We start from the raw sequence: 25,648 nt of genomic DNA on the forward strand, positions 1-25,648 counted from the left end.
TTACGTTAAATCCCGGCGGCTTTGTTGACCTTCTCCACAAGCTTTTCATTAACCAGCACGCTGACCAAGGTCATGATGATGGCAAAGCCAAAAATGCCCAGCGGCGTACCCAGTATCACGCTGTAGGCAAACGCCGTCAGCGCCGTGGCGGCCATGCCCGCCCCGATGGTCTCAATCTTCACGAAAAGGGGTCTGAAGTTCTGCGTCTGGATCGCTTTAGGCAACTCGACAACGAAGACATCGTAGGCATCGATGGCCTTGCCTGTGTAGTAGAACGCCTTGCTGAACTTGGCAAGGTTCTGGGCGATATGCTCTCGGCGCACCGACGCCAGCGCTTTGGCCACCGCTTCGCGATCGGCGACGCTGAATTTCTTGTTCAGCACGTCCTTGTACTTCTCAAACGCCTTCAGCGCCTCCTCCGCATTTTTGAGCGTTTTCCCCTTGGCCGCATCGGCCAGCTCTTTGGCCACCTTGGCAGACTGCTCGCCAAATTTTTCCGTCAGTTCCTTGTAAAAGTCCGCCGTCGTCTTGATGGCATCTTTCATCGCCTCCTCTTCTTTCTTCCTGGCTTCGGCTTCTTCTCGGACTTTCCTTTCTGCCTGAGCTTGATTCAAACGCGCCTCGGCATCAGCTTTTTCCTTATGATATTGTGCCAGTTGCTGTTGTGCCTGCAGCACCGCTGCGTTGGCTTTTTCAATGTTGGCGTTCAATTGGTTAACCCGATTTGCCGCATCCTCCAGATCATTTCTGGCCTCCGCCTGGGCTGATTTGCTGCCTTGTTTTGATAATTTAATCAGCCTGTCACGCTCACTGACCAACGCAGGGAGTTGGCTCTCGAGTTGGGAACGCTGCTGAACGCCCTGATCAATGTTTTTCTGAGTCGCATCGATTTTTGACTGTGTATCCTTGATCTTTTGCTGCAGAGCCTTTTCATTATTCTGAGCATCCCATTCAGCCTGCCTGCGTTTCGCCTCTTCCTCGGCGCGTCGCTTGGCTTCCGCCTCTGCCGCTTTGCGTTTGGCGTCTTCTTCAGCTTTACGTTTCGCCTCTTCGGCCGCTTTATGCCGAGCTTCTTCTTCCGCCTTGCGCTTGGCTTCCTGTTGCGCAATGTCCTGCTGTTCTTTTTGCCACTGCTGATAGGCATTGGTCAGGCCGGGCACCGCCACATTGGATTTTCTGTATCCAGTTCGATCACTCCCTTTGCCGCCGCCGTTGATCTCGTATTTTTGCGTGATCTCGGTCATAACCTTGTTGTTGTCAAGCCAGAAACCAGGAGGGATTTGGCCGCGACGGACCGCCGTAAAGATAGCCAGCGGAAGGGTATAGTCTGCCGCCGGGTTTTTGCCGGCATAGCGCCCATCCGAAATGCTGGCATTATTGCCAAAATTCTGGCCGGCCGGCGGTTTGGCAGCATCGATGATGGAATTCAGTACGCGGGTTGCACCGCCCGCACCATCATCCACTAACGATGAATTCTCATAGTTCATGATGACCCCGTTCATCGTTGGCTGCCCCTGAGCATTGATAATGACCTTGCCATATCGGGAGACAAGCACATCGCCAGGCTGCATAACCTGCCAGCTGACAGTACCACCACTGCCACCGCCGCTATCGCCACCATTACCCGTGGGGCCGCTGGGACCAGGTCGACTGGGACGATCGCCAGTCACCGTCATGCTGTCGCCATCATCCGGTGAATGATATTTAAACTTGGTATTTGCATTAAAAAGCATGGGCTATCTCCGCTGATTGATGCTGTACAAATGCACAGTAAAATCGACTGTATAGGCTGCATCCACCAAGAACAATCAAATGACATTCACTCTCATTTGTGAGGTATCTGGCACAACAAGCAGTTAGAATGAACAAGCTACTGGATCAAAACATGACGGGTAATGGCTGGTGCAGGTGTGCGCACCTAAGCGATAGATATGCTGGTAACGTTTAAGAGACGGGTTGGTCAGAGTTTAACACTGCTACGCTTTTTGCGAGCCCGATTCCAATCCCCGCAACAAACGCCTGTAAATTCGTCCAGACTATTTTCTGTGCGTTATCCCCGGAATATAGTCTTCTTGCTGCGGCAAAATCCGCGACCGGGATTGGAACCCCGTCCCCTTCAACTCTGAAAAGACTTGTGTTTTTTCAGTGCCTACGTGCACACTCAGTTCGGTGGCTCAGGCAGGACAACCGCAAGGTTGGCCGGTGATTGAAGGGCCGGAGTTCCAAACCTGTCTGGGCCACCACCAAAGCTTGGAACTCTTTGGCAGTGGTGATAACCATCCTTCAAGGGTACATCATCATGACTGATATGAATCAAACACTTACCGACAGCTCCATCTCTATCTTCCGCAACCTCATTGCCGACCTGCAATTCTACAAACTCAGCGATATCCAATTGTGCGATCTCAGCGCCGTAGCTCAGGAATCCGCAGAAGGGTTATGTCATGGGTTAGCGTATCTGGCTGAATCACTGGAGAACGGGACATCAATCTCAACAAACAGCAGGGTGCAAATCAGCGCCTGGCTCAAAGCCTCTGCGCATCTGCTTCCCGCTCTGTCGGAACTTAGTGAACAGGCGAGCAACCATCTGTCGCAGATGCATGAAGGCACTATTTATCAGCCCTAGCCTGTATATACTTAATTGCCTCCCCCCGCGGTTCAGGCTGTTTATAAGCATTCCACTTAACGAACCAGAACTGATACCTCTGGCCCTAGTGCAATGGGCCGGGGGCATATCAGCGGCAGCATGAACTTTGAAGCCGTTCTGTAATCTGGGGGCCAATTAAGGGCAAACTTGATGCAGGATATTGCGACTTACCTGACGGGCCCCTTCCTGCTGAACCTGTAAGTAAGACTTACAGGTTGCGTTTTGTTCAAGTTCCGCTTCTTCGTAGATCGCTTTGATGTGCTGCGTAATCGCCTGGGGAGTCACTTGATAAAGATTCGCGATGGTCGCCTGGGGCAACCACAGCGTTTCTTGCTCAAAACGACATTCAACGCGTACTTCGCCGTCATCGCTGGCAAACATAACAAACTCACCTGTCGGTGATTGGGTTAAGTGCTTGTCTGACATATCGCCTCCGCTTTAATCTGACTTACAACGCTGTAATTCGCTCAGTATGCCAGAGAACCACATCAAAGCTCATTACTCGAACAACGGTTATTTTCCCAAAAAAATGTCTGCAAGCTGACTCGCTTGGATAGGATTTTGTTGAATTTAAGAAAGTGAGGGAAACAGTAATTTGGCGGAAGATCACAGGAGTCGAACCTGCCCAGGACCGCTGGCGGCCCCAACCGGATTTGAAGTCCGGCCGCCCCACCGGGGACGAGGATCTTCCTTGGAGAAGAGAAGAAGCAAGGCGCTGATTATAGCGCAGTTTGTTCGCTGCGCTAAGCGGGAAATGGCGGCCGCCGGCGATTCGGCGGCCGAGGAGCGCTACTTCAGGAAATCCTTCACGTCCAGCAGGATGAACTCGTTGTCATCCGCCATATTGGGCTGGCGGCTGGAGGAAAACGGGAAGTTGTTGTCGTTGCCGACGATGATGTGGTTGGCGTCCACCACGTCCACGTTCTCGATGGTGAAGAACGGGAAGGTCAGCACGCCGTCGTTCAGCGGCTTGCGCGCCAGCTTGTTCGGATCCTGAATGTTCATCAGGTCGATATAGCCCAGTTTCTCGACCGGTTTGCCGACGTTGGCGTCCGAGAAAGCGATTTTATACACCCGCTTGAACTTGGCCACCTGGCTGAAGCAGTTGTCGGTCGGCGCACCGGCGGCGCAGGCTTTATCCGGCGTGCCTTCGCCGTTGTCGCGCTCGATCACCAACCCGTGGGTGGCGTCGATCATGTTGAAGTCGCCGATGGCGTTCTGGTTGTCTTCCAGCACGTACTGCCAGCTGCGGCCGGTCCAGGCCTGCTGTTTCACGTCGAACTCCAGCACCCGCAGGTAGCGTTTGCCGCCGACGTTCTCGAACTGCTCGCCGTCCCACAGCGCCCCTTCCAGCAGCGGGTACAGCTTGCTGCCGTCCGGCGAGGCGGCCATGCCTTCAAAGCCTTTGGAGCGTGCCACCTGGAAGTTCTGCTTGCCGTCCGGCGCGCCCGGCAGGGTCAGCGTCGGGTTGTCCGGCGATTTCACCACCTTGCCGTCCACCAGGGTGTCGAACACCGCCAGCACTTTGCCGTTCAGGTCGGCCTTGATCAGGTAAGGGCCGAACTCTTCGCCGATCCACAAGGCATCGTCGGCAAACTGGAAGCTTTCCGGATCGAAATCGCTGCCGGTCAGATAACGCTTCTCGGTGCTCTCGTTGATGATGTGGAACGGCACCTTTTTATCCGGATCGTGCAGGAACACCGTCTTCAGCGGCGCGACCGTGCCGTCTTTAAAATCGATCTTGTAGTGATTGAGGTACAGCATGGCGTCCGGCGAATTGGCCTTATTGCCGAAGCCGTTGTCGGTCAGCACCCAGTAGGTGCCGTCGGGCATGTGTTTGATGCCGGAGTGGCCCTGCAGCGGCTGACCGTCGATCGGCAGGCCGAGGCCGGTCAGGCGATCGGCGGATTTGCCCGCCACGCTGCCCAGCTCGGTGACGCGTTTGCCGCTGGTGTACTTGCCGCTCTGCTGCAGATCGCTCGGCGCGTCCTTCGGTGTGGAAACGGCGGATTTCACCGGCAGCAGCGCATGCCCAGCCAACGTCGCTTGCACCGGCTGCGCGTCGGCCCACAGGTTGGCGCTCAGCGCCATGCAGCCGACCAGCAGCGCCAGCCGGGTTTTGGTGTTGTGCATGTCATTGTCCCTTTTCGTTGTTATCGCCCAGAAGTAAAAGCAACGTCACTATAGGGAGCGGCAATGACAGAAATATTATTCGGCGAACGCCCGCCGGTAGCTGTGCGGGTGGAAGCGCCAGGTGATGACGATCAGCACCACCACCAGCAGCGCATGGATCTGCCAGTCCAGTACGAAGCCGCCGCTGTAGTCGCGCAGCAGGCCGGAAAGGTAGGGCGTCACGCCCGCCAACAGGAAGCCGACGCCCTGCATAAAGGCCACCAGTCGCCCGGCCGCCGCCGGCTGATGCAGGTGATCGAGCGCCAGCACCAGGCACAGCGGGAACGCGCCGCCCAGCCCCAGCCCGGAGAGCAGCACCCACAGCCACGGCAGCGTCTGCGGCAGGTAAATCAGGCCGATAAAGCCGATCAGTTGCATCATCAGCGCCAGCAGCAGCAGCGGCCGCCGGTCATGATTGCGCGCCAGCGCCGGCAGCAGCAGCGCGCCCACGACCTGGCCAAAGGTCATCAGCGCCAGCAGCGAACCGCTGGCCTGCGGCTGCCAACCGAGCTGCATGTAATACGGCGGCAGCCAGGCGATCAGGCTGGTATAGCCGCCGTTGATCAGGCCGAAATAGGCACCGAGCAGCCAGGCGCGCCGGTTGCGCAGCAGGCTTGGCCCGCGGTTTTCACCCGCCGCGCTCAGGCGAGACAACCCGCGGCTGACCGGCCACCAGGCCAGCAGCGCCACCAGCGCCGGCAATGCCCACCAGGCCAGCGCGCTGTGCCAGTCGTGCCCCGCACTCATCAGCCACGGGGTGATCGCCGCACCCAGCCCGCCGCCACCCATCAGCGCCGCCGACCACAGCCCGGCCACCAGCGCCATACTTTTGAGGAAATGATGCTTGATGATGCCGGGCATGACCGCCTGGATCACCCCGATGCCGAGCCCGCCCAGCACCGCGCTCATCAGCAGCTGCACGCTGCCGGGGGCGAGTTCGCGCCAAAGCGCGCCCAGCCCGATCGCCAATAAACTTAACGCCACGGCGCTGCGTTCGTTGAACAGCCGGTTGATGGCGCCACCCGCCAACGCTATCAGGCCCATCATCAGCACCGGCAGCGTGGTCAGCAGCGCCGCGCCGCCAAAGCTCAGCCCGGTGGCCTGGCGCAGCGTCGGCAGCAACGGGCCGATCGAGGTCAACAGCGGCCGCATGTTCAGGCCGATCAACACCAGCGCCAGCAGCAGAGGGTTGAACCAGCGGCGCGGAGAGGATGAATTAACAGAATGATTTAACACGGTATATTCCTGGTACTGCGAAATGAAGAGTGCGGTGTCACAGCGCGATCGCCGCAGCGTTGCGTTACTGTAGGCAACGCCGCTAGTATTGGGAAATTAAATAATAAAATAGCCAACAGTGGGAAAATGAATCGCTACCCGATGTTCAATCCGCAGCTGCTGCTCAGCTTCGTCGCCGTATGCGACAGCAACAGCTTCACCCGCGCCGCAGAGCGGGTGTTTTTGTCGCAGTCCACCGTTAGCCAGCAGGTGCGCCGGCTGGAAGAGATGCTGGGCAAGCCGCTGTTTGAGCGTTCCTCGCATCAGGTGCTGCTGACCGAAGAAGGCGTGAAGCTGTTGAGCTACGCGCGCCGCATCATCGCGCTGAATGAAGAAGCCCACGACGCGCTGACCGGCATCTGGCGCGACGGCGTGCTGCGGATCGGCATGCCGGAGGATTTCGCCGTGCCCACCACCGAACTGCTGGCCGACTTCAGCCGCGAACACCCGCACCTGCGGCTGGACGTCGCCAGCGGCCTGAGCGCCGATCTGCACAGCGCCTACGCGCGTGAAGAGCTGGATCTGATCCTGGTGAAGCAGCGCCGCCGGCAACCGCCGCGCGCCGCGCGGCCGGAACCGCTGCTGTGGCTGGACAGCCTGGCCTTCCCGGCCATCGAGCAATCGCCGGTGCCGCTGGCGGTATTTCCGCTCAACGGCCTGTACCGCGACGAGCTGTGCCAGGCGCTGGACAACCTCGGCAAACGCTGGCGCATCGGCTACAGCAGCGCCAGTCTGGCGGCGCTAACCGCCGCTTCCGCCACCGGGCTGGGCGTCACCCTGCTGCCGGCCGGCTGCCGTCTGCCCACGCATCGGGTGCTGGGCGAGGCCGAGGGATTACCGCCGATAGACAGCTTCGAACTGGCGCTCTACTACCGCGACGGCGCTCCCGCCGCCACGCTGGCGCTGGCCCAGCGGCTGGCGGTGTTTTGCGGGTTGAAATAAACGCCGGCAGACGCCGATCATTACCAAATCGAATAGTCACCAGTGGCAAATGTCGCTGCCAACCGGCCGGTTCCTCTCCTAAATTGGGGGATGTTTTCACCCCTCACCTCTGGATTAAGGAACCGAACGTGGAAAACCCTCAACAACCGGGCCGCAGAGCCTTCCTCAGCCAAACCGGCAAACTCACCACCGCCTGCGCGGTGATCGGCCTGACGGGCGGCATGGCGCAGGCCGCGTCACCGGGCGACGGGCAGTGCGCACCGGCACCGATGACCCTGACCGATCGCCACTACTGCCTGAGTGAGGTGCGGCTGGAAGACGGCTTTGAATACGACGGCGAAACGGTGATCGGCACCCGCACCGCGCTGTACACACTGGAGATCAAAGACGGCAAGATCGCCGCCATTCACGCCGCCAACGCCTCCCTGCCCGCCGGCGTGCCCCGCTATCAGGCGCAGGGCCAGCTGCTGCTGCCGGCGTTCCGCGACATGCACATCCACCTGGACAAAACCTTCTACAGCGGCCCGTGGCAGGCGCCGCGCCCGCGCCAGGGCAAGACCATCATGGACATGATCGCGCTGGAGCAGACGCTGATCCCGAAACTGCTGCCCACCTCGCAGCAGCGGGCGGAAAACCTGATCGCCCTGCTGCAGTCCAAAGGCAGCACCGTGGCGCGCAGCCACTGCAATATCGATCCGGTCAGCGGCCTGAAAAGCCTGGAGCACCTGCAGCGCGCGCTGGAAAACCACCGGGCGGATTTCAGCTGTGAAATCGTTGCCTTCCCGCAGCACGGCCTGCTGCACTCCAGGGTCGATGCGCTGATGCGCGAAGCGATGCAGATGGGCGTGCAGTACGTCGGCGGGCTCGATCCGACCAACGTCGACGGCGCGATGGAGAAATCGCTGGACGCCATGTTCCAGATCGCCCTCGATACCGGCAAAGGCGTGGATATCCACCTGCATGAGACCAGCCCGGCCGGGGTCGCCGCCATTAACTACATGATCGCCACCGTGGAGCAAAACCCGGCGCTGCGCGGCAAGGTCACCATCAGCCACGCTTTCGCCCTGACCACGCTGACGCCGGGCGAACTGGCGGAAACTGCCACCCGGCTGGCGGCGCAGCAGATCACCATCGCCTCTACGGTGCCGATCGGCGGCCTGATGATGCCGCTGCCGCAGCTCAGCGAGAAAGGGGTGTTCGTGATGACCGGCACCGACAGCGTGATCGACCACTGGTCGCCGTTCGGCACCGGCGACATTCTGGAGAAGGCTAACCTGTATGCCCAGCTGTACCGCGGCTCCGACGAGTATCACCTGTCGCGCGCCATGGCCATCTCCACCGGCGGCGTGCTGCCGCTGGACGATAAGGGGCAGCGCGCCTGGCCGAAAGCCGGCGACGCCGCCGAGTTCGTGCTGGTCAACGCCAGCTGCTCCGCCGAGGCGGTCGCCCGCCTGCCGGCGCGCAGCGCCACCTTCCATCAGGGGCGTCTGGTGGCCGGCCAGGTGAGCAAAGCCTAAGGTCGGTCCGCTGTTGTCATCATGATGGCCGTTTTTGGCCTTCTGCCAGAGTAAGGCGCGGCGCAAGATGGTCGCTACACACACTGGCGGAGGGCCGAAAATGTCACAAAGCGCGTTATTGATCATCGATGTTCAGCAATCTTTCCAGCACCGTCCATTCTGGCAGGAGGACGATCTGCCGGCGTTTCAGCAGGCGCTGACCCGCCTGATCGCAGGCTGCCAACAACGCGGCGCGGCGCTGGTCGACGTGCTGCACGTTTCGCCGCAGGGGCCGTTCTCGCTGGCATCAGGCCACGTGCAGCGCCTGCCGTTCCTCACCCACCAGGCGGATATCACCGTGCATAAGCATGTGCACAATGCGCTGACCGAATCCGGCCTCGACGCCTGGCTGCGCGAGCGGGATATCAACCACCTGATCGTCTCCGGCATCCGTACCGAGCAGTGCTGCGAAACCACCACCCGGGTGGCGTCCGATCTCGGTTATCGGGTAACTTTCGTCACCGAGGCGACGCTGACCTTCCCGATGCGCCATCCCGACGGCGAAGTCTTTACCCCCGCGCAGCTGAAGCGGCATACTGAAACCGTACTGGTCGATCGTTTCGCCCGCATCGCCAGCGTGGATGAAGCGCTGGCGCAACTCGCACAGGAGTAACCATGCCGCAGGCCGTCTATTTTCTGCTGTTGCCCAATGTGCTGTCGCTGGACGTCAGCGGCCCGGCGGAAACCCTGCGCCTCGCGGGGCAGTTCAGCCTGCGTTATCTCAGCCCGGCGCCACAGATCGTCTGCTCCATCGGCATGACGCTGAGCGGCCTGCAGCCGTTGCCCGAACGCCTGGAAGACGGCGCCATTCTGGTGCTGCCGGGCGTCGGCGATTCGCAGCGCTATTTCGCCGGAGAAGAGGCCGAGCAGGCACGCCACTGGCTGGCGACGCTGCGGCCCGATCTGCAACGGCAGCGCATCACCCTGGTGTGTATCTGTTCCGGCGCGCTGCTGGCGGCGCAGGCCGGGCTGCTCGACGGCTATCAGTGCACCACCCACCACGACGTTATCGAGCGTATCCGCCTGCAGGCGCCGGCGGCGCAGGTGAAAGAGAACCGTATCTTCGTCGAAGATCGCGGCGTCTACACCAGCGCGGGCATCACCACCGGCATTGATTTGGCGCTGCACCTGGTCCACCGCCACTGCGGCTCCGGCCGGGCGCGCGACGTCGCCCGCGATATGGTGGTCTATTTCCGCCGCGCGGGGGACGATCCACAGCTGTCGCCCTGGCTGCGCTACCGCAACCACCTGCACCCGGCGGTGCACCGCGCGCAGGACGTGATGGCCGCCGAGCCGGAGGCCGACTGGTCGGTACCGCAGGTAGCGGAAAAAGCGCACGTCAGCAGCCGCCACCTGGCGCGGCTGTTTCGCAGCCACGTCGGCATCAGCGTGCGGGAATATCATGAGCAGCTGCGGTTGGCGGTGGCGCAACAGCGCCTGCAGCAAGGATATGGGTTGGAGAAGGCCGCGCTGGCGGCCGGCTTTTCTTCCGGGCGGCAGCTGCGCCGCGCCCAGCAGCGCCAGCGCTCGCCGCTATGATACCAGCCGGCGGGTATCCAGCCGCTGCAGGCCGACAGACAGCAGCAGGCTGAGCCCCAGCGCCACGCCGAACACCCAGAAGATATCCAGCAGCGGGTGGCCGGTGAAATCCAGGTGCCGGCTGCGCATCACGTTGACGATCAGGGCGTGAAAACCGTAGATCGCCAGCGAATGGCGGGAGAACGCGCTCAGCCAGCCGATCGGCTGCGGCAAACAGTGTTTCACCCACACCAGCAGCGCCACCGCCGCCATAAACACCAGCGGGCCGCTGTAGATGTAGTAGGTATCGGCGAAGTTGCCGTTGATGAACAGCAGGTGCTTGGTGCCGCGCGCGATCAGCGCCACGCACAGCGCAAATCCCAGCGCCGCCAGCCAGCCCACGGCGCGCCCGCGCGCCTCCATCATGCCAATCGCCCGCCCGGCCAGCGCATACAGCAGGTAGTAGAAGGTATCGCCGTAGATATACAGGTTAACCGGCAGCAGGTGCACGTTGCCGAAGGTCAGCTTGTCGGTATTCGGGTTGGCGATCGCCGCCAACACCACCAGCGCGGCGGCCAGGTAACGGCGCGACACCGGCTTGACGCTGATCAGCGGCGACAGCAGGTAAATCACCGCAATGGCATAGAAAAACCACAGATGATAGAACACCGGCTTTTGCAGGATGGCGCGCAGCGACGGCCAGAAGCCGATCTTGGTAAAGGCCGCGATATAGATCAGCGCGATGGCGCTGTAGAACAGAATGCAGCAGGCGATACGGGTGAAATGCCGCCGGCCGGCGCTCTTGTCGCCGAAGAACAGGTAGCCGGAAATCATGAAAAACAGCGGCACCGACACGCGCGACAGCGAGTTCAGCACGTTGGCGATATCCCAGTTGTGCAGCCCTATCGCCGCGCCGTTGGTGACGTAATAGGTGGTGGCGTGGATCATCACCACCATCATGCACGCCATCGCCCGCAGGTTGTCTATCCAGCCGATTTTCTCGCTCAAACGCTCGCCCGATCTTGTGTCATATTGATATGTTAAGAAGAGGTTATCGGGCACGGCGTTCGGCGACAACCCAAAAGCGAAATATCAGAATGCACTTAAACAACACCTTATTATTGCGAAGGTGAACAATTGGCGGCAAAATAGCCGCCACAACTCGCTCAGTTTGCGCTTCCCGCCCTGGCAGTTCCTTTTTCTCTTTTACTATCAGTACAATAATATGAAAACGACATTACCACCTGCGGCACGTTTGGGCCGACAGGCGCTTTTATTCCCTCTTTGTCTGGTGCTGTTCGAGTTCGCCACCTATATCGGCAACGATATGATTCAGCCGGGCATGCTGGCCGTCGTGGCGGATTTCAACGCCGGCGAAGAGTGGGTACCCACCTCGATGACCGCCTATCTGGCCGGCGGCATCTTCCTGCAGTGGCTGCTCGGGCCGCTGTCGGATCGCCGCGGCCGTCGCCCGGTGATGCTGGCCGGGGTGGCGTTCTTTATCGTCGCCTGCCTGGCGATCCTGCTGGTCACCACCATCGAACAGTTCATCGCCATGCGTTTCCTGCAGGGCATCGGCCTGTGCTTTATCGGCGCCGTCGGCTACGCCACCATTCAGGAGTCGTTTGAAGAATCGGTGTGCATCAAAATCACCGCACTGATGGCCAACGTGGCGCTGATCGCCCCGCTGCTCGGGCCGCTGGCCGGCGCGGCGCTGATCCACGTCGCGCCGTGGCAGAGCATGTTCGTGCTGTTCGCCGCGCTGGCGGCCATCGCCTTCTACGGCCTGTGGAAAGCGATGCCGGAAACCGCCACGCTGCAGGGCGAGGCGTTTTCCGCCGCCAACCTGTGGCGCGACTACCGCCAGGTGCTGGGCAACCGCCGCTTCCTGTGCGGCGCGCTGGCGATCGGTTTCGCCAGCCTGCCGCTGCTGGCCTGGATCGCCCAGTCGCCGGTGATCCTGATCAGCGGTGAGTCGCTGTCGACGCTGGACTACGGCCTGCTGCAAATCCCGGTGTTCGGCGCACTGATCCTCGGCAACCTGACGCTGGCGCGCCTGACCGGCAAAAACAGCGTGGAGCGCCTGATCAAGCTGGGCGCAGGCCCGATGCTGCTGGGGTTGCTGATCGCCGCGCTGGCAACCCAGTTCTCCAGCCACGCCTACCTGTGGATGACCGCCGGCCTGAGCCTGTACGCCTTCGGCATTGGCCTCGCCAACGCCGGGCTGTACCGCCTGACGCTGTTCTCCAGCAACGTCAGCAAGGGCACGGTGTCAGCCACTATGGGCATGCTGAGCATGATGGTGTTCACCGTCGGCATCGAGCTGGCCAAGGTCGCCTACGTCTGGGGCGGCAGCGGGCTGTTCAACCTGTTCAACCTCATCAGCGGCCTGTGCTGGCTGACGCTGGTGGCGCTGTTTATCGGCAAACGCCGCAACGGCGACCCCACGCCGCAGCCGACCGGCGCGGCTTAAACGCGACGATAAAACGCCGGTCTCCCGACCGGCGTTTTTTATGCGGTTTCAGCCAAACAGTGCCCACAACGCATATCCTGCCCCTATCACCGCCACCCCCAACAGCAGCGACGCCGACAGAACAGAGATCGCCCGCCGCGCGTGCTGCAGCGCCATTCCCGATAGCAGGGTGATATAGACCAGCAAGATGGCGAAGTCCGCCAGCACCCACAGCGCGGTCAGCAGCGTCAGGCTGGCGCCGATCGAGGGGGTGACGGCGATGAACTGCGGGAAAAAGGCGACGAAGAAGACAATGTCTTTGGGGTTGGCGATGCCCACCAGAAAACCGCTCAGGATCGCCGAGCGTTTTTGCGGCGGCGCAACGGGCTGCGCATCGGGGGTTCGCGCGGATAAATCCTCATACAGCGAGACGATCGCCATACGGCCGATAAACAGGCAGCCCAGCAGGCCTACCCACTGCAGCATGCGCATATCCACGGCGAACAGCCCGGTGATAATCAGCGCGGCGATGCCGATCAGCAACAAGGAGGCCCCGTTGCTGCCCAGCGCGGTCAACAGCGCACGCCGGGCGCCAAAGCGCGCCGCGGTGTTGGCCACCATCGCCACCACCGGCCCCGGCGTGGCGATCAGCAACAAAATGGCGGCGAAATACGCCGCCAGCAACGACAGGTTCATCTTTATTTCACTCACATTCAGTCAGTTGGCGTCGCGCTATTATCATGCCGCCGCCCCCGCCTTGAAAAAGGAGTAATCCTGTCGTTTACTGTGAATCAGACTCATTATTAGAGACGCCGCGATGGCCAGTTCCCTTCCGCCGCTTTACGCCCTGCGCGCCTTCGAAAGCGCCGCCCGCACCGGCTCGTTCACGCTGGCCGCCGAGGAGCTGCATCTCACCCCGAGCGCGGTCAGCAAGCACATCAAAACGCTGGAGCAGCACTTCGGCTGCCGGCTGTTCCAGCGCAACGGCCCGCGTATCGAGGTCACGCCGCAGGGGAAAATCTTCGCCGCCGAGTTGCAGCAAGGGTTTGGCCGCATCGAGCAAGCCTGCGAGCTGTTCAGGAGCCACCGCGATCTGCTGCGGCTGAAGGCGCCCTCCACCCTGACCCTGCGCTGGCTGCTGGACTGTCTGAGCCGGTTCCGGCAAACGGCGCAGGCGTTCGAGGTGCAAGCAGCCAGCGTCTGGATGGACATCGACAGCGTGGATTTCTTCAGCGAACCCTACGACTGCGCCATCCTGCTCGGCAACGGCCATTTCGGCGCCAACACCGCCGCCGCCAAGCTGTTCGACGAATGGCTAATCCCGATTTGCGCCCCCGCGCTGCTCGCCGACGGGCAGCGCGATCTCGCCGCTTGCCCGCTGATCCACCCTTCGCCCGATCGGCGCGACTGGCGCCGCTGGCTGCAAAAAAGCGGCATCGCGGCCCCGATCGATCTCATGCGCGGCCAGGTGTTCGACTCGCTGGAACAGGGCAACGCGGCGGCCATCGCCGGGCACGGTGTCTCGATCGGCGATCTGGCGCTGAGCCTGCGAACCATTGAGGAGGGGTTATTGGCGCTGCCTTGTGACGCCGCCGTGCGCACCGGCGACGGTTACTATCTGGTTTGGCCGGCGGAGTCGGCGAAACGGCCGCTGATCGAACGCTTACAGGCGTTTCTCACCGCCCAAACGCCCGACGTCAGCCAGGCCGCCGTCAGGTTTATCGGCTAGGGGACTCGCTGCCGAACAACCCACCGTCGCGCAGCGGATGCTCGTTACCCTTGCGGCGGGTAAAGCCGCTGCGATCGAAGAACTCCAGCACCTGGATCGCCAGCTTGCGCCCGACGCCGAGCCGATCGCGGAAGTCGGCGGCGTTGGCGCCGCCCCGCTCCGCATCCAGCTCGCGGATCAGCGCCGCGAACTGTTCGATGCGTCGGCTGAGGTAGTAGCGATCCACCACCACCGCCGTCACATGGCCCAGCTGAGCCGCCTTGCGCAGCAGCGCCCGTACCCGGCTCTCTTCCTCGCCCAACTCGCTCGCCAGATCGCGCACCCACCACGGCTCGTCGCCGAACAGCGGTTCGATGCGTGCCCACAGCGGCGCCTCTTCGGCGCTGAATGCCAGACCGTGTTCCGGCAGATGCAGCCAGCCGCGCGTGTTGCGCAGCGCACCGGCTTTCAGCAGCCTATCGATCATCATAAACACCAACGCTTCCGGCTGCTGAGGCAGCGCCATGCGCCGCAGGCGGGCGCGCCCTAACCCCAGCTGGTCGGCGTGCTGTTGGTGGTACTCCGCCAGCACCTGCAGCAGCCGGCTCTCCGCCTGTTGCACCTGATCCTGCGCGAGCGCCCGGTCACCGACGATCAGCAGATCGCGGTCCGCCAGCAGTGCCGCCAGGCCGTCGTCGGTCAACTGACGCGCCCAGGCGAACGCCGCCAGCGACAGCGCGCCCTGCGGCAGCTCAAGCGCCATCACCTGCGCGTCGTCCTGCGCCTGCGCCAGAGCCTGCAGCCATGCCAGGTAGTCCGGCCGGCGCTTGCCGCGCTTGGGCGCGCTCAGCCTGAGCACCCGGGCCGCGCCCAGCGTTTGCCGTGCGCCGATGTCGCGCAGCACCAGCCGATCGTTTTCCGCCAGCCACAGCGGGCGATCGAGGATCAGTTCCGCCAGCCCGTCGTTCAGCAGCGAAATGCGCCCGGTGATGTGGCTGGCGGCATGGTGCAGATGCAGCGGCTGCCAATGGCGGATCGGCCGATCCGCTTCCAGCGCCACCAGAATGCGTTCCGCCGCCTCAGGCGGACGCTGCGCCAGCAGCCAGTCGCCGCGCGCGATCCGGTCTTTATCGACATCGCCGCTGATGTTAAGCGCGATGCGTTGCCCGGCCTGCGCCTGCTCCACGGTCTGATTTTGGGCATGCAGGCCACGCACCCGCACCGGCGCGTCGGCGCCGGTCAGCCACAGCGTATCTCCTACCTGCACCCGCCCGCCGAGCGCGGTGCCGGTCACCACCAGCCCCGCCCCTTTGACGCTGAACGCACGGTCTACCGCCAGACGAAAACGGCGCGTCAGCGCGTGCTCGCCGGAGGGCAGCGCCAGCAAATGCGCGCGCAGCGCCTCGATGCCCGCTCCCGCCGCCGCCGCGGTAACAAACAGCGGCGCATCGGGCCAGCCCTGGCGCGCCAGCTCGTCGCGCACCTGGCGGCGTACCTCGTCGACACGCGCCGCCTCCACCCGGTCGGCCTTGGTCAGCGCCACCGTCAGCGCCGGGCGACCGCTCAGGCGCAGGATCGCCAAATGCTCGCGGGTCTGCGCCATCACGCCGTCGTCGCAGGCCACCACCAGCAACGCATGGTCGATACCGCCGACGCCCGCCAGCATATTGGCGAGGAATTTCTCGTGGCCGGGCACGTCGATAAAGCCCAGCACCCGGCCGTCCGGCTGCGGCCAATAGGCGTAGCCCAGATCGATGGTCATGCCGCGGCGCTTCTCTTCCGGCAGGCGATCCGCATTGATCCCGGAGATCGCCTGCAGCAGGGTGGTTTTGCCATGATCGACATGGCCGGCGGTGGCGATGATCATGAGGCGCTCAGCGCGTCGATCAGCGCCCCTTCCTGTTCCAGACAGCGCAGATCCAGCCACAGCCGGCCATCACCGAGGCGGCCGATCACCGGCTGCGGCAGGCGGCGCCAGCGCTCAGCCAACGCTTCCAGCGTGGCGCCGCGGCCGTCGCGTGGCGTGAAGGTCAGCGCATAGCTGGGCAGGCGATCCACCGGCAGCGAACCGCTGCCAATCTGCGACCAGCACGGTTCGGCGCGCAGGTCGAAATCAGCGATGAACCGTGGCGCCAGCGCCGCCAGCAGCCGTTCGGCCGCCTGTTGCATCTCCTGCTGCGGGCGGGTCAGCAGCCGCAGCGTCGGCAGCTGCTCAGCCAGTTTTTCCGGCTGCAGATAGAGCCGCAGCGTGGCCTCCAGCGCCGCCAGCGTCAGCTTGCCGACGCGCAGCGCGCGTTTGAGCGGATGCTGCTGCAGACGAGCGATCAGCGCCTTTTTGCCGACGATGATGCCGGCCTGCGGGCCGCCCAGCAGCTTATCGCCGGAGAACGTCACCAGATCGACACCGGCGGCCAGCAGCCGCTGCGGCATCGGTTCGGCAGGCAGGCCGTACTGCGCCATGTCGATCAGCGAGCCGCTGCCCAGATCGGTGGCGGTCGGCACGCCCTGCTCGGCCCCGAGCTGCGCCAGCTCGGCCTCATCGACCGCCGCGGTAAAGCCCTGAATGCTGTAGTTGCTGGTGTGCACCTTCATCAACAGGCCGGTCTGCTCGTTGATGGCCTGGCGGTAATCTTTCAGATGGGTGCGGTTGGTGGTGCCGACCTCCACCAGTTGGCAGCCCGCCTGGCGCATCACGTCGGGAATGCGGAACGCACCGCCGATTTCCACCAGCTCGCCGCGCGACACCACCACCTCTTTGCCGGGGGCGATCGCCGCCAGCATCAGCAGCACCGCCGCCGCGTTGTTATTGACGATGCAGGCGTCTTCCGCGCCGGTCAGCCGGCACAGCAGATCTGCCACCGCCCGATCGCGATGGCCGCGCCCGGCGCCGTCCAGATCGTACTCCAGCGTCACCGCCTCTCCCATCACCGCGCTCACCGCCTCCTTCACCGGCTGCGCCAGCAGGGCGCGCCCGAGGTTGGTGTGCAATACGGTGCCGCTGAGGTTGAACACCGGCAGCAAAGCCGGGCGTTGCTGCCGGGCCAGCTTCGCCCGCAGCGCCTGCGGCCAGTCGTCGCACCAGGCGGGTAAACGTTGCTGTTGCTTGATAGCGGCGCGCGCCTCGGCCTGCAGCCGGCGCAGCAGTTCGCCGATCAGCGTCTGGCCATACCGCGCCACCAGCGGTTCAATCGCGGGTTCTCGCAGCAGGCGGTCAATGGCGGGCAGTTGGCTGTAAAGAAGGTGGGATTCAGTGCTCATGGTCGCTCGGTTTTCAGTTTAGACGTATCGGCATAGCAAAACCCCGCCGCGGCGGGGGAGAAAAAAGCTCAGGGAGGCGAGGTGCGGGCGAAGCTTTCGCGGGCGAACAGACGTTCGGCCAACTTGACCAGCGCCGGGCGCTCGACGCACCAGTTGGGCAGGATGCGGCGGAAATTGAGGTAGCCCAGCGCGCAGCCGGTGGCGATATCCGCCAGCGTCAGCCGCTCGGCATTGAGCCACGTTTTTTCCCGCGCCAGCGCCTCCAGCGCATCCAACCCCTGCGTCAGCTTGTCACGCTGGCGCAGCATCCAGTTTTCGTCCTGTTTTTCCGGCGCGCGCCGGCTTTCGCGAAACAGGGTCGCCGCCGCTTCGGTCACGCCGTCCGCCAGCGCCGCCACCTGGCGAACGCGCAACGCGGCGGCGCGATCGGCCGGCAAAAACGCCGGTTCCACCGCCAGCAGCTCAAGGTATTCGGCCACCACCGGCGAGTCGTAAAACACCTCACCGTCATCGGCGATCAGCACCGGCACCTTGGCGAGCGGGTTAAGGTCCTTCACCCGGCTGCCGGGCTCATACGGCGGATCGTTGACGAATTCGAACGCGATCCCCTTCTCCAGCAACATCACGGAAATCTTGCGCACAAAGGGACTGGTGTAACTGCCGATAAGCTTCATCCGATCTCCTCCGCTTCGTCCTGGCCGTGGCGCAATGCGCTTACTTCACTGCCAGGGTATCGATAATCCGCTGCACCAGCGCCTGATGCACTTCCGGCGTTTTGGCCGGCGACAGCATTTGCAGCGTCACCACCCGCTTGTTGAACACCGTCAACACCAGGGTGGAGACCACCTTTTGCCCGTTGACGGTCTGCTCGGTATCCACCCGGCGAAACTTCTGTTTGCCGACGCTGAAGTTCTCTTCTTTGGTGGTCTGGATATTCTGATAGCGTTCGGCCAGCACCGTGATGGCGCTCTGCGCCAGCTCTTTCAGCATTTTGTCGCTGGTGTTGAGCTTCATGCCGTCCGGCGGGATCACTTCGGACGAGACCGCGCTCTGGCGCGACTTGCCGTCGAGAAAGCGCTGAATGGTGGAGGTGCTGTCGTTGATGATGCCGCTGTTCAGCGTCTGATCGCTAAAGCCCGGCGGCAGTTCGAAGGTGATTTTGCCCTTCTGCAGCGACACGCTCAGCCCCGGTGGCGCGGGCGGGGTTTCTACCGGCGCAGGCGGCGGCGGTGGCGCGGGCTGCGTCACGGTCGGCTTGGTGTCCGGTGGCGGCACCGCCGGTTTGGTGTCGTCCTTGTTGTCGCAGGCCGCCAGTCCAACCGCCAACACGGCGACCGCGGTCAGTTTTGCCAGGGTGTTTAACATCGTGGTTCCTTTCGCTTGGCGCGTTATGGCCTAAACGTAGCAACTCGCCCGGGCGAATGCCAGAAGCCCGTGCTGAAATTGCTGGTCCGGCCCCGCGCGAACGGGGCCGGGCGGTTACTCCGCCGGGAACAGGAACGGATTGATGCTGCTGCGGCCGAAGCCTTCCTCTTCCATGCGGGCATCCAGCACCAGCGAAGCCAGATCGTCGGCCACCGCTTCGACCTGCGGGTCTTTTTCCTGATAGAGGATCTTCAGGTAAGTGCCACAGTCGCCGCAGCTCTCCGCCTTCACCGCCGCCTGCTCGCTGTCCAGCGACCAGTAGTTGAGATCGCGGGTCTGCTCACAGTTGCTGCACTTCACCCGCACCACGTGCCATTCGCTTTCGCACAGGTTGCAGTGCAGGTAGCGCAGGCCGTTGACGGTGCCGATGTGCACCATGCTGGAAACCGGGATGCTACCGCACACCGGGCAGAATTGGCGCTGCTCGCCGTATTCGGCGCGCGCCTTGCCGGGGATCAGGCTGGCCATCTGCGCCCAATAGAGCGACAGCGCGGCCCAGAGGAACGGCGCCTTCTCACTGCCTACCTTGCCGAACTCGCGGTTGAGCAAGGCGTCGGCCATCAGCTCCAGCTCATGCGCCGAGGCTTTCTCCAGGTTGTCCAGCACCGCCAGAATGTGTTCCGGCGCCTGCGGGCGCAGCTCGGCGATCAGCGACGTCAGCAGCTTGCGCCAGTGCTCGCTGCGCGGGAACACGCTCAGATCGAGCGGCGGTTTGCCGCTGGCGGCACCCTGCGCCAGCGCTTCACTCAGATCGAGCTGCAGCGGGTTATCGTGCAGCGCATGCTGCTGCGCCTGCGCCAGCTCGGCGGCGAAGTTCAGATAGTCGCCCAGCGGATTGTCGACCGCCAGCTGACGCAGACGATCGGCGCGGCGGCTGTACAGGCTTTTCAGGTTGGCGAAAAGTAACGGCGGGATGTTCTCCGCCGTTGTGGACTTCTCACGCTGTGCCCCTAACTGCTCTTTAGGAACGATGCGGATACTCATCAGGGTTTATCTTCCTGTCGTTTCTCGCGGACCTCACGGTACCAGCGCGGATGATGTTTCTTGGCCCAGGCCGCCGGCACCCAGCCTTCCACCATCGCGGTAATGGTGCCTTTTACCCACAATGCGGCGTAAATGTGCACCATAATCACGATAATCAGGCCGACCGCGGCCAGCGAATGCACCAGCAGCGCGATGCGGATCAGCGGAATGGAGAACGACGGCGCAAAATACGGCCGCCAGATCACCACGCCGCTGGCCAGCAGCAGCACCAGGCTGATAATCGCTGCCCAGAACACGCACTTCTGGCCGAAATTATAGCGCCCGGTGTCACCCACTTCCTCGTTCATGGCGATTTTGTGGATGTTCTTGGCCCAGACGATATCTTCCCGGTTGATCAGGTTATGCTTCCAGTAGCGAAGGAACATCAGCAGGAACGCGGCAAACATGATCACCCCGACAAACGGGTGCAGAATGCGCGCCAGCTGCGGCGTCCCGAAGATGTTCATCAGCCAGTTGAAGGAGGGGAAGAAGAACCCCAACCCGCTGATGGCGGCGAACACGAAGCAGAACGCCACGATCCAGTGGTTGATGCGCTCCGGTGCGCTGTAACGCTGAATGGGCTTTTCCTTTCTCATTTGCGCGTCTCCTCGTCATGCGACTCGTCGTGCTCGTCCTCATCGTCGACGCGGTTAGGCCCGACGCCGACATAGTGGAACACGCTGGCCGCGAAGGTGGCGGCAAAGCCGATGGCCGCCAGGGGTTTCCACACGCCCTTCCAGAAGGTCACCGCCGGGCTGATGCTCGGGTTGTCCGGCAAACCGTGATACAGCTGCGGTTTGTCGGCGTGGTGCAGCACGTACATCACGTGCGTGCCGCCCACCCCCGCCGGATCGTACAGACCGGCGTTCTGGTAGCCGCGGGTGTTCAGCTCGCTGACGCGATCCGCCGCCACCTGCTTCATCGCTTCCTTGGTGCCGAAGTGAATGGCGCCGGTCGGGCAGGTTTTCACGCAGGCCGGTTCCTGGCCGACGTCCACGCGGTCGACGCACAGGGTGCACTTGTACACCCGGTTGTCGTCCTTGTTCATGCGCGGTACGTCGAACGGGCAGCCGGCGATGCAGTAGCCGCAGCCGATGCAGTGCTCGGACTGGAAGTCGACGATGCCGTTGGCGTACTGAATGATCGCGCCTTCCGACGGGCAGGCCTTCAGGCAGCCCGGATCGGCGCAGTGCATGCAGCCATCCTTGCGGATCAGCCATTCCAGCTTGCCGTTTTCCTCCACCTCGGAGAAGCGCATCACCGTCCACGACTTGGCGGTCAGATCGGCGGGGTTATCGTACACCCCGACGTTGTGCCCCACCTCGTCGCGGATGTCGTTCCATTCGGAACAGGCCACCTGACAGGCCTTGCAGCCGATACAGGTGGTGACATCGATCAGCTTGGCCACTTCTTCCTGGTGGTCACGGGCGCGCGGCGCCGGCGTGAAACCATTGGTGGCGGATTTACGAATGATGTCTTGAGATTGCATGGCCATAATTCGTCTCCGTTACACCTTTTCCACGTTGACCAGAAACGCCTTGAACTCCGGCGTTTGCGTATTGGCGTCGCCGACGAATGGCGTCAGTGTGTTGGCGATAAAGCCTTTCTTCGCCACCCCTTCGTAACCCCAGTGGATCGGGATGCCGATGGTGTCGACTTCCTGGCCGTGCACCTGCAGCGTGCGAATACGCTTGGTCACCACCGCCTTGGCCTTGATGTAGCCGCGGTTGGAGCTGACCTTCACGGTGTCGCCCTGCTTGATGCCTTTCTTCTCCGCCAGCTTCTCGCCGATCTCCACGAACTGCTCCGGCTGCGCGATGGCGTTCAGCCGCGCGTGCTTGGTCCAGTAGTGGAAGTGCTCGGTCAGACGATAGGTGGTGCCGACATACGGGAATTTGTCGGATTTGCCCATCGCCGCCAGATCGTCCTTGAACACGCGCGCCGCCGGGTTGGACACCACGTTCGGGTGCAGCGGGTTGGTGCCGAGCGGCGTTTCGAACGGCTCGTAGTGTTCAGGGAACGGCCCTTCCGCCATCTTGTCGGTGGCGAACAGGCGGCCCATGCCTTCCGGCTGCATGATGAACGGCCCAACGTCGCTGCCCGGCGCGGCGGTGCTGTAGTCCGGGATATCGGCCCCGACCCACTTGGCGCCGTCCCACTCCAGCAGTTGGCGTTTCGGATCCCACGGTTTCCCCTGCGGATCCGCCGAGGCGCGGTTGTACAGAATGCGGCGGTTGAGCGGCCATGCCCAGGCCCAGCCCAGCGTATTGCCGAGGCCGGACGGATCGGCGTTGTCGCGCCGTGCCATCTGGTTGCCGGCCGGCGTCCAGCTGCCGGCGAAGATCCAGCAACCGCTGGCGGTGGTGCCGTCGTCGCGCAGCTGCGCGAACGAGCTGAGCAGCTCGCCTTTTTTCACCAGCACTTTGCCGTCGGCATCCAGCAGATCCGCCAGCGCCTTGCCGTTGTTTTCCTGCGCCACCTCTTCCGGCGCCGGGTTGTCCGGCGTCAGGTAGTCCCAGGTCATGTTCAGCACCTGTTCCGGCACCGCACCGCCGTCGCGCGCATACATCTCGCGCAGGCGGCTGAAGATGCCCGCCAGGATCTCGCCGTCGTTCAGCGCTTCGCCCGGGGCGTCCGCGCCTTTCCAGTGCCACTGCAGCCAGCGGCCGGAGTTGACGATCGAGCCGTTCTCTTCGGCGAAGCAGGTGGACGGCAGGCGGAACACTTCGGTCTGGATCTGCGAAGGGTCCACCTCGTTGAACTCGCCGTGGTTCTGCCAGAAGTTGGAGGTCTCGGTGTTCAACGGATCGATGGTCACCAGGAACTTCAGCTTGGACAGCGAAGCCACTACCTTGTTTTTATTCGGGAACGACGCCACCGGGTTAAAGCCCTGGCAGAAGTAGCCGTTGACCTTGCCCTGCGCCATCATCTCGAAGTACTGCAGCACGTCGTAGCCTTTGTCCCACTTCGGCAACCAGTCAAAGCCCCAGCTGTTGTCCTTCTGCGCCTTGTCGCCGTAGAAGGTCTTCATCATGCTGACGAAGAATTTCGGGTAGTTGCCCCAGTAGTTCACCTGGCCCGGCAGCAGCGCCTTCGGCGTGTTGGCCTTCAGGTAGGTCTCGAGATCGGTCTGTTTCTCCGACGGCAGCGTCATGTAGCCCGGCAGGCTCTGCGACAGCAGGCCGAGATCGGTCAGCCCCTGGATGTTGGAGTGGCCGCGCAGCGCGTTGACGCCGCCGCCCGCCATGCCCATGTTGCCGAGCAGCAGCTGGATCATCGCCATGGTGCGGATGTTCTGCGCGCCGACCGAGTGCTGAGTCCAGCCCAGGGCGTACAGGAACGAAGCGGTTTTATCCGCGACGCAGGTTTCGGCGATGTATTCGCACACCTTGAGGAAATCGTCCTTCGGCGTGCCGCAGATGTTGGTCACCACGTCAGGCGTGTAGCGGCTCACGTGCTGTTTCAGCATGTTCCACACGCAGCGCGGATCCTGCAGCGTGACGTCGCGCTTGGCGAAGCCGTTCTCGTCGAACTGGTAGTTCCAGGTGGTTTTGTCGTACTTGCGGTTTTCCGCGTCGTAGCCGCTGAACAAGCCGTCTTCGAAGGCAAAGTCTTCCCGCACCAGCAGGCTGGCGTTGGTGTAGGCCTCGACGTATTCGCGGTTGAACTTGTTGTTGGTCATCAGATACAGCAATACGCCCGACAGGAAAGCGATGTCGGTCCCGGAGCGGATCGGCGTGTAGAAGTCCGCCACCGATGCGGTTCGGGTAAAGCGCGGATCGATTACGATCAGCTTGGCATTGTTGTGTATTTTGGCTTCCATCGCCCAGCGGAACCCCACCGGATGCGCTTCCGCCGCATTACCGCCCATGACGATAATCAAATTCGCGTTCTTGATATCAACCCAGTGGTTGGTCATCGCACCGCGACCAAATGTTGGAGCAAGACTTGCTACCGTTGGTCCGTGTCAGACACGCGCCTGGTTGTCTACGGCAAGCATGCCGAGAGCGCGACTAAATTTTTGCGACAGAAAACCGGTTTCGTTGCTGGCGGCCGAGGCGCACAGCATGCCGGTGGTCAGCCAACGGTTGACGGTAACGCCCTGATCGTTGGTTTTGATGAAGTTGGCGTCGCGGTCTTCTTTCACCAGCTTGGCGATGCGGGTGAAGGCGTCGTCCCAGCTGATGCGCTGCCATTTGTCCGACCCTGGCGCCCGGTATTCCGGGTACTTGAGGCGGCTTTCGCTGTGGATGAAATCAACCAGGCCGGCGCCTTTCGGGCAAAGCGCGCCGCGGTTTACCGGATGATCCGGATCCCCTTCGATATGGAAAATGCTTTCTTTGGCGTTTTTGGCGCCATCACCAAGGCTGTACATCAACAGCCCACAGCCGACGGAACAATACGTACAGGTATTACGGGTCTCGCGGGCGCGCAGCAGTTTGTACTGCCGGGTTTCCGCCAACGCCACGTCGGGGGCAAAGCCCAGCGCGGCCACCGTCGTTCCTGCCATACCGCCAGCGCAGATCTTAAAGAACTGCCTTCTGCTGACCTGCATGGGGGTCTCCTTTACTCTCGATTGTCACATTGTTCAAATGCGCCTGCCCGCTAGCGCGACAAACGCGAATGTCACTGTTGTTATGCTTGCTACGAACGCCGGCCATATTACCACAGCGTGCTTGTGGTTGTTACACACTCGTGCTCATTCAGTGAACGCATTGGCACATTTCGATACATTTCGGCGTTGGCGCTCCCTACAGTATAGAGAGTAACCCACGCGCCGGATCGACGGCTTGATGCGGCCATCCGCCGCCCTCTTCTATCAGTAAGTTAGCGCAGCGACCCGCTCATTAACCACACAGTTAACAGGGCATTGATAATCATTTTCAATATCATTTAATTAACTATAATGATCCGACTGCTTACGCGGTGCTCGCCCTTTGCGCCGCCCATACACCACTGGAGATGATGATTATGAGTTATTCACTGCCATCCCTGCCGTACGCTTACGACGCACTGGAACCGCATTTCGACAAGCAGACGATGGAAATCCATCACACCAAACACCACCAGACCTACGTCAACAACGCCAACACCGTGCTGGAAGCCTACCCTGAGCTGGCCAAATACAGCGTTGAAGAGCTGATCCAGGATCTGGATAAAGTGCCTGCCGACAAACGCACCTTCATGCGCAACAACGCCGGCGGCCACGCCAACCACAGCTTCTTCTGGAAAAACCTGAAAACCGGCACCACGCTGGGCGGCGATCTGAAAGCGGCCATCGAGCGCGATTTCGGCAGCGTTGAGAAATTCCAGGAAGAGTTCGAGAAAGCCGCAGCCACCCGCTTCGGTTCCGGTTGGGCCTGGCTGGTGCTGAAAGACGGCAAACTGGCCGTGGTGTCTACCGCTAACCAGGACAGCCCGCTGATGGGCGAAGCCGTCGCCGGCGCTTCCGGTTTCCCAATCATCGGCCTGGACGTGTGGGAACACGCTTACTACCTGAAATATCAGAACAAACGTCCTGACTACATCAAGGCGTTCTGGAACGTGGTCAACTGGGACGAAGCCGCCGCACGCTTCGCCGCGAAGAAGTAATTCGTCCCCGTTGATGAAGATGCCCGCCACCGGCGGGTATTTTTTTGCCTGAAATCCGCTAAAGTTTGACCACTTCTTGC

The 25,648-nt window shown here is 62.2% G+C and carries 21 protein-coding genes, 1 tRNA gene and 1 pseudogene; 8 read left to right on the plus strand and 15 right to left on the minus strand.

Annotation, left to right across the window (positions count from 1 at the left end; genetic code table 11):
• Positions 1-5: 5 nt before the first annotated feature.
• Positions 6-1,733, minus strand: coding sequence for a colicin-like pore-forming protein (locus ACUTSC_RS18160; RefSeq protein WP_443006816.1), 1,728 nt, complete (start codon positions 1,731-1,733; stop codon positions 6-8).
• A 566-nt stretch (positions 1,734-2,299) separates the two neighbouring features.
• Between ACUTSC_RS18160 and ACUTSC_RS18165 the strand changes: the two genes are divergently transcribed.
• Positions 2,300-2,626 carry a hypothetical protein gene (locus ACUTSC_RS18165; protein WP_197768318.1) on the plus strand — a complete coding sequence of 109 codons (327 nt, stop codon included), beginning with the start codon at positions 2,300-2,302 and terminating at the stop codon, positions 2,624-2,626.
• A 159-nt stretch (positions 2,627-2,785) separates the two neighbouring features.
• On the opposite strand, the pseudogene ACUTSC_RS18170 reads toward ACUTSC_RS18165, so the two are convergent.
• The 4 genes and pseudogenes from ACUTSC_RS18170 to ACUTSC_RS18185 form a co-directional block, all read right to left on the minus strand.
• A pseudogene (locus tag ACUTSC_RS18170) lies at positions 2,786-3,073 on the minus strand (hypothetical protein); the annotation flags it as partial.
• 170 nt (positions 3,074-3,243) lie between these two features.
• Positions 3,244-3,338: transfer RNA gene (locus ACUTSC_RS18175), tRNA-Sec, on the minus strand.
• A gap of 98 nt (positions 3,339-3,436) precedes the next feature.
• Complete coding sequence (locus ACUTSC_RS18180; protein WP_197768327.1) at positions 3,437-4,780, minus strand: esterase-like activity of phytase family protein; 1,344 nt, start codon at positions 4,778-4,780, stop codon at positions 3,437-3,439.
• 75 nt (positions 4,781-4,855) lie between these two features.
• Entirely contained in the window at positions 4,856-6,055 is a 1,200-nt protein-coding gene (locus tag ACUTSC_RS18185; RefSeq protein WP_197768328.1) for a cyanate transporter, read from the minus strand.
• Positions 6,056-6,181: 126 nt separating this feature from the next.
• Between ACUTSC_RS18185 and ACUTSC_RS18190 the strand changes: the two genes are divergently transcribed.
• From ACUTSC_RS18190 to ACUTSC_RS18205, 4 genes are all read left to right on the plus strand, one after another.
• Positions 6,182-7,036, plus strand: coding sequence for a LysR family transcriptional regulator (locus ACUTSC_RS18190; protein ID WP_043148293.1), 855 nt, complete (start codon positions 6,182-6,184; stop codon positions 7,034-7,036).
• A 128-nt stretch (positions 7,037-7,164) separates the two neighbouring features.
• Positions 7,165-8,553, plus strand: a complete 1,389-nt coding sequence (locus ACUTSC_RS18195) for an amidohydrolase family protein (protein ID WP_147840578.1) — start codon at positions 7,165-7,167, stop codon at positions 8,551-8,553.
• 100 nt (positions 8,554-8,653) lie between these two features.
• Positions 8,654-9,205: an isochorismatase family protein gene (locus tag ACUTSC_RS18200; RefSeq protein ID WP_060441240.1), complete on the plus strand. Its 552-nt coding sequence runs from the start codon at positions 8,654-8,656 to the stop codon at positions 9,203-9,205.
• Positions 9,206-9,207: 2 nt separating this feature from the next.
• Complete coding sequence (locus tag ACUTSC_RS18205) at positions 9,208-10,131, plus strand: helix-turn-helix domain-containing protein (RefSeq protein ID WP_197768329.1); 924 nt, start codon at positions 9,208-9,210, stop codon at positions 10,129-10,131.
• Here ACUTSC_RS18205 and ACUTSC_RS18210 read toward each other — a convergent pair.
• Entirely contained in the window at positions 10,126-11,118 is a 993-nt protein-coding gene (locus ACUTSC_RS18210; protein ID WP_197768330.1) for an acyltransferase family protein, read from the minus strand. The genes ACUTSC_RS18205 and ACUTSC_RS18210 overlap by 6 nt on opposite strands.
• A 217-nt stretch (positions 11,119-11,335) precedes the next feature.
• Here ACUTSC_RS18210 and ACUTSC_RS18215 point away from each other — a divergent pair, with 217 nt between their 5' ends.
• The gene (locus ACUTSC_RS18215; protein ID WP_063989204.1) at positions 11,336-12,583 is read left to right on the plus strand and encodes an MFS transporter; all 1,248 of its coding nucleotides are present in this window, start codon (positions 11,336-11,338) and stop codon (positions 12,581-12,583) included.
• Between the two features lie 48 nt (positions 12,584-12,631).
• Here the strand turns inward: ACUTSC_RS18215 and ACUTSC_RS18220 are convergent, their stop codons facing one another.
• Positions 12,632-13,258, minus strand: a complete 627-nt coding sequence (locus ACUTSC_RS18220; RefSeq protein ID WP_197768331.1) for a LysE family transporter — start codon at positions 13,256-13,258, stop codon at positions 12,632-12,634.
• A 121-nt stretch (positions 13,259-13,379) separates the two neighbouring features.
• On the opposite strand from ACUTSC_RS18220, the gene ACUTSC_RS18225 reads away from it, so the two are divergent.
• Complete coding sequence (locus ACUTSC_RS18225) at positions 13,380-14,291, plus strand: LysR family transcriptional regulator (protein WP_197768332.1); 912 nt, start codon at positions 13,380-13,382, stop codon at positions 14,289-14,291.
• On the opposite strand, the gene selB is transcribed toward ACUTSC_RS18225, so the two are convergent.
• The 8 genes from selB to fdnG all read right to left on the minus strand — a co-directional run bounded on the left by selB (position 14,281) and on the right by fdnG (position 24,531).
• Positions 14,281-16,137 (minus strand): selenocysteine-specific translation elongation factor, encoded by a 1,857-nt coding sequence (selB, locus tag ACUTSC_RS18230; protein ID WP_197768333.1) that lies wholly within the window; start codon positions 16,135-16,137, stop codon positions 14,281-14,283. The genes ACUTSC_RS18225 and selB overlap by 11 nt on opposite strands.
• Complete coding sequence (gene selA, locus ACUTSC_RS18235; RefSeq protein WP_197768334.1) at positions 16,134-17,528, minus strand: L-seryl-tRNA(Sec) selenium transferase; 1,395 nt, start codon at positions 17,526-17,528, stop codon at positions 16,134-16,136. The genes selB and selA overlap by 4 nt, the downstream gene beginning before the upstream one ends.
• Positions 17,529-17,596: 68 nt before the next feature.
• Entirely contained in the window at positions 17,597-18,202 is a 606-nt protein-coding gene (locus tag ACUTSC_RS18240; protein WP_197768335.1) for a glutathione S-transferase, read from the minus strand.
• 40 nt (positions 18,203-18,242) lie between these two features.
• Positions 18,243-18,893: a DcrB-related protein gene (locus ACUTSC_RS18245; RefSeq protein WP_197768336.1), complete on the minus strand. Its 651-nt coding sequence runs from the start codon at positions 18,891-18,893 to the stop codon at positions 18,243-18,245.
• Positions 18,894-19,007: 114 nt separating this feature from the next.
• The gene (gene fdhE / locus ACUTSC_RS18250; protein WP_033639080.1) at positions 19,008-19,937 is read right to left on the minus strand and encodes a formate dehydrogenase accessory protein FdhE; all 930 of its coding nucleotides are present in this window, start codon (positions 19,935-19,937) and stop codon (positions 19,008-19,010) included.
• Complete coding sequence (gene fdoI / locus ACUTSC_RS18255) at positions 19,937-20,572, minus strand: formate dehydrogenase cytochrome b556 subunit (protein ID WP_004934017.1); 636 nt, start codon at positions 20,570-20,572, stop codon at positions 19,937-19,939. Before fdoI ends, fdhE begins: the two co-directional genes overlap by 1 nt.
• On the minus strand, positions 20,569-21,471 hold the full coding sequence (gene fdxH, locus ACUTSC_RS18260) for a formate dehydrogenase subunit beta (protein WP_033649532.1): 903 nt from the start codon (positions 21,469-21,471) through the stop codon (positions 20,569-20,571). The genes fdoI and fdxH overlap by 4 nt, the downstream gene beginning before the upstream one ends.
• Positions 21,472-21,483: 12 nt before the next feature.
• The gene (gene fdnG / locus ACUTSC_RS18265; protein WP_107227524.1) at positions 21,484-24,531 is read right to left on the minus strand and encodes a formate dehydrogenase-N subunit alpha; all 3,048 of its coding nucleotides are present in this window, start codon (positions 24,529-24,531) and stop codon (positions 21,484-21,486) included.
• 416 nt (positions 24,532-24,947) lie between these two features.
• Here fdnG and sodA point away from each other — a divergent pair, with 416 nt between their 5' ends.
• Positions 24,948-25,568 carry a superoxide dismutase [Mn] gene (gene sodA / locus ACUTSC_RS18270; RefSeq protein WP_004934003.1) on the plus strand — a complete coding sequence of 207 codons (621 nt, stop codon included), beginning with the start codon at positions 24,948-24,950 and terminating at the stop codon, positions 25,566-25,568.
• Positions 25,569-25,648 lie beyond the last annotated feature (80 nt).

The organism is Serratia sp. TSA_105.2, from assembly GCF_052692115.1.

What these genes read in the sequence shown, in the direction of transcription:
- ACUTSC_RS18160 (WP_443006816.1), bottom strand. Translation starts at nt 1,733, where the DNA reads ATGCTTTTTAATGCAAATACCAAGTTTAAATATCATTCACCGGATGAT.
- ACUTSC_RS18205 (WP_197768329.1), top strand. Translation starts at nt 9,208, where the DNA reads ATGCCGCAGGCCGTCTATTTTCTGCTGTTGCCCAATGTGCTGTCGCTG.
- ACUTSC_RS18200 (WP_060441240.1), top strand. Translation starts at nt 8,654, where the DNA reads ATGTCACAAAGCGCGTTATTGATCATCGATGTTCAGCAATCTTTCCAG.
- fdxH (WP_033649532.1), bottom strand. Translation starts at nt 21,471, where the DNA reads ATGGCCATGCAATCTCAAGACATCATTCGTAAATCCGCCACCAATGGT.
- sodA (WP_004934003.1), top strand. Translation starts at nt 24,948, where the DNA reads ATGAGTTATTCACTGCCATCCCTGCCGTACGCTTACGACGCACTGGAA.
- fdhE (WP_033639080.1), bottom strand. Translation starts at nt 19,937, where the DNA reads ATGAGTATCCGCATCGTTCCTAAAGAGCAGTTAGGGGCACAGCGTGAG.
- ACUTSC_RS18190 (WP_043148293.1), top strand. Translation starts at nt 6,182, where the DNA reads ATGAATCGCTACCCGATGTTCAATCCGCAGCTGCTGCTCAGCTTCGTC.
- ACUTSC_RS18165 (WP_197768318.1), top strand. Translation starts at nt 2,300, where the DNA reads ATGACTGATATGAATCAAACACTTACCGACAGCTCCATCTCTATCTTC.
- ACUTSC_RS18215 (WP_063989204.1), top strand. Translation starts at nt 11,336, where the DNA reads ATGAAAACGACATTACCACCTGCGGCACGTTTGGGCCGACAGGCGCTT.
- fdoI (WP_004934017.1), bottom strand. Translation starts at nt 20,572, where the DNA reads ATGAGAAAGGAAAAGCCCATTCAGCGTTACAGCGCACCGGAGCGCATC.
- ACUTSC_RS18180 (WP_197768327.1), bottom strand. Translation starts at nt 4,780, where the DNA reads ATGCACAACACCAAAACCCGGCTGGCGCTGCTGGTCGGCTGCATGGCG.
- ACUTSC_RS18220 (WP_197768331.1), bottom strand. Translation starts at nt 13,258, where the DNA reads ATGAACCTGTCGTTGCTGGCGGCGTATTTCGCCGCCATTTTGTTGCTG.
- ACUTSC_RS18240 (WP_197768335.1), bottom strand. Translation starts at nt 18,202, where the DNA reads ATGAAGCTTATCGGCAGTTACACCAGTCCCTTTGTGCGCAAGATTTCC.
- selB (WP_197768333.1), bottom strand. Translation starts at nt 16,137, where the DNA reads ATGATCATCGCCACCGCCGGCCATGTCGATCATGGCAAAACCACCCTG.
- selA (WP_197768334.1), bottom strand. Translation starts at nt 17,528, where the DNA reads ATGAGCACTGAATCCCACCTTCTTTACAGCCAACTGCCCGCCATTGAC.
- ACUTSC_RS18225 (WP_197768332.1), top strand. Translation starts at nt 13,380, where the DNA reads ATGGCCAGTTCCCTTCCGCCGCTTTACGCCCTGCGCGCCTTCGAAAGC.
- ACUTSC_RS18245 (WP_197768336.1), bottom strand. Translation starts at nt 18,893, where the DNA reads ATGTTAAACACCCTGGCAAAACTGACCGCGGTCGCCGTGTTGGCGGTT.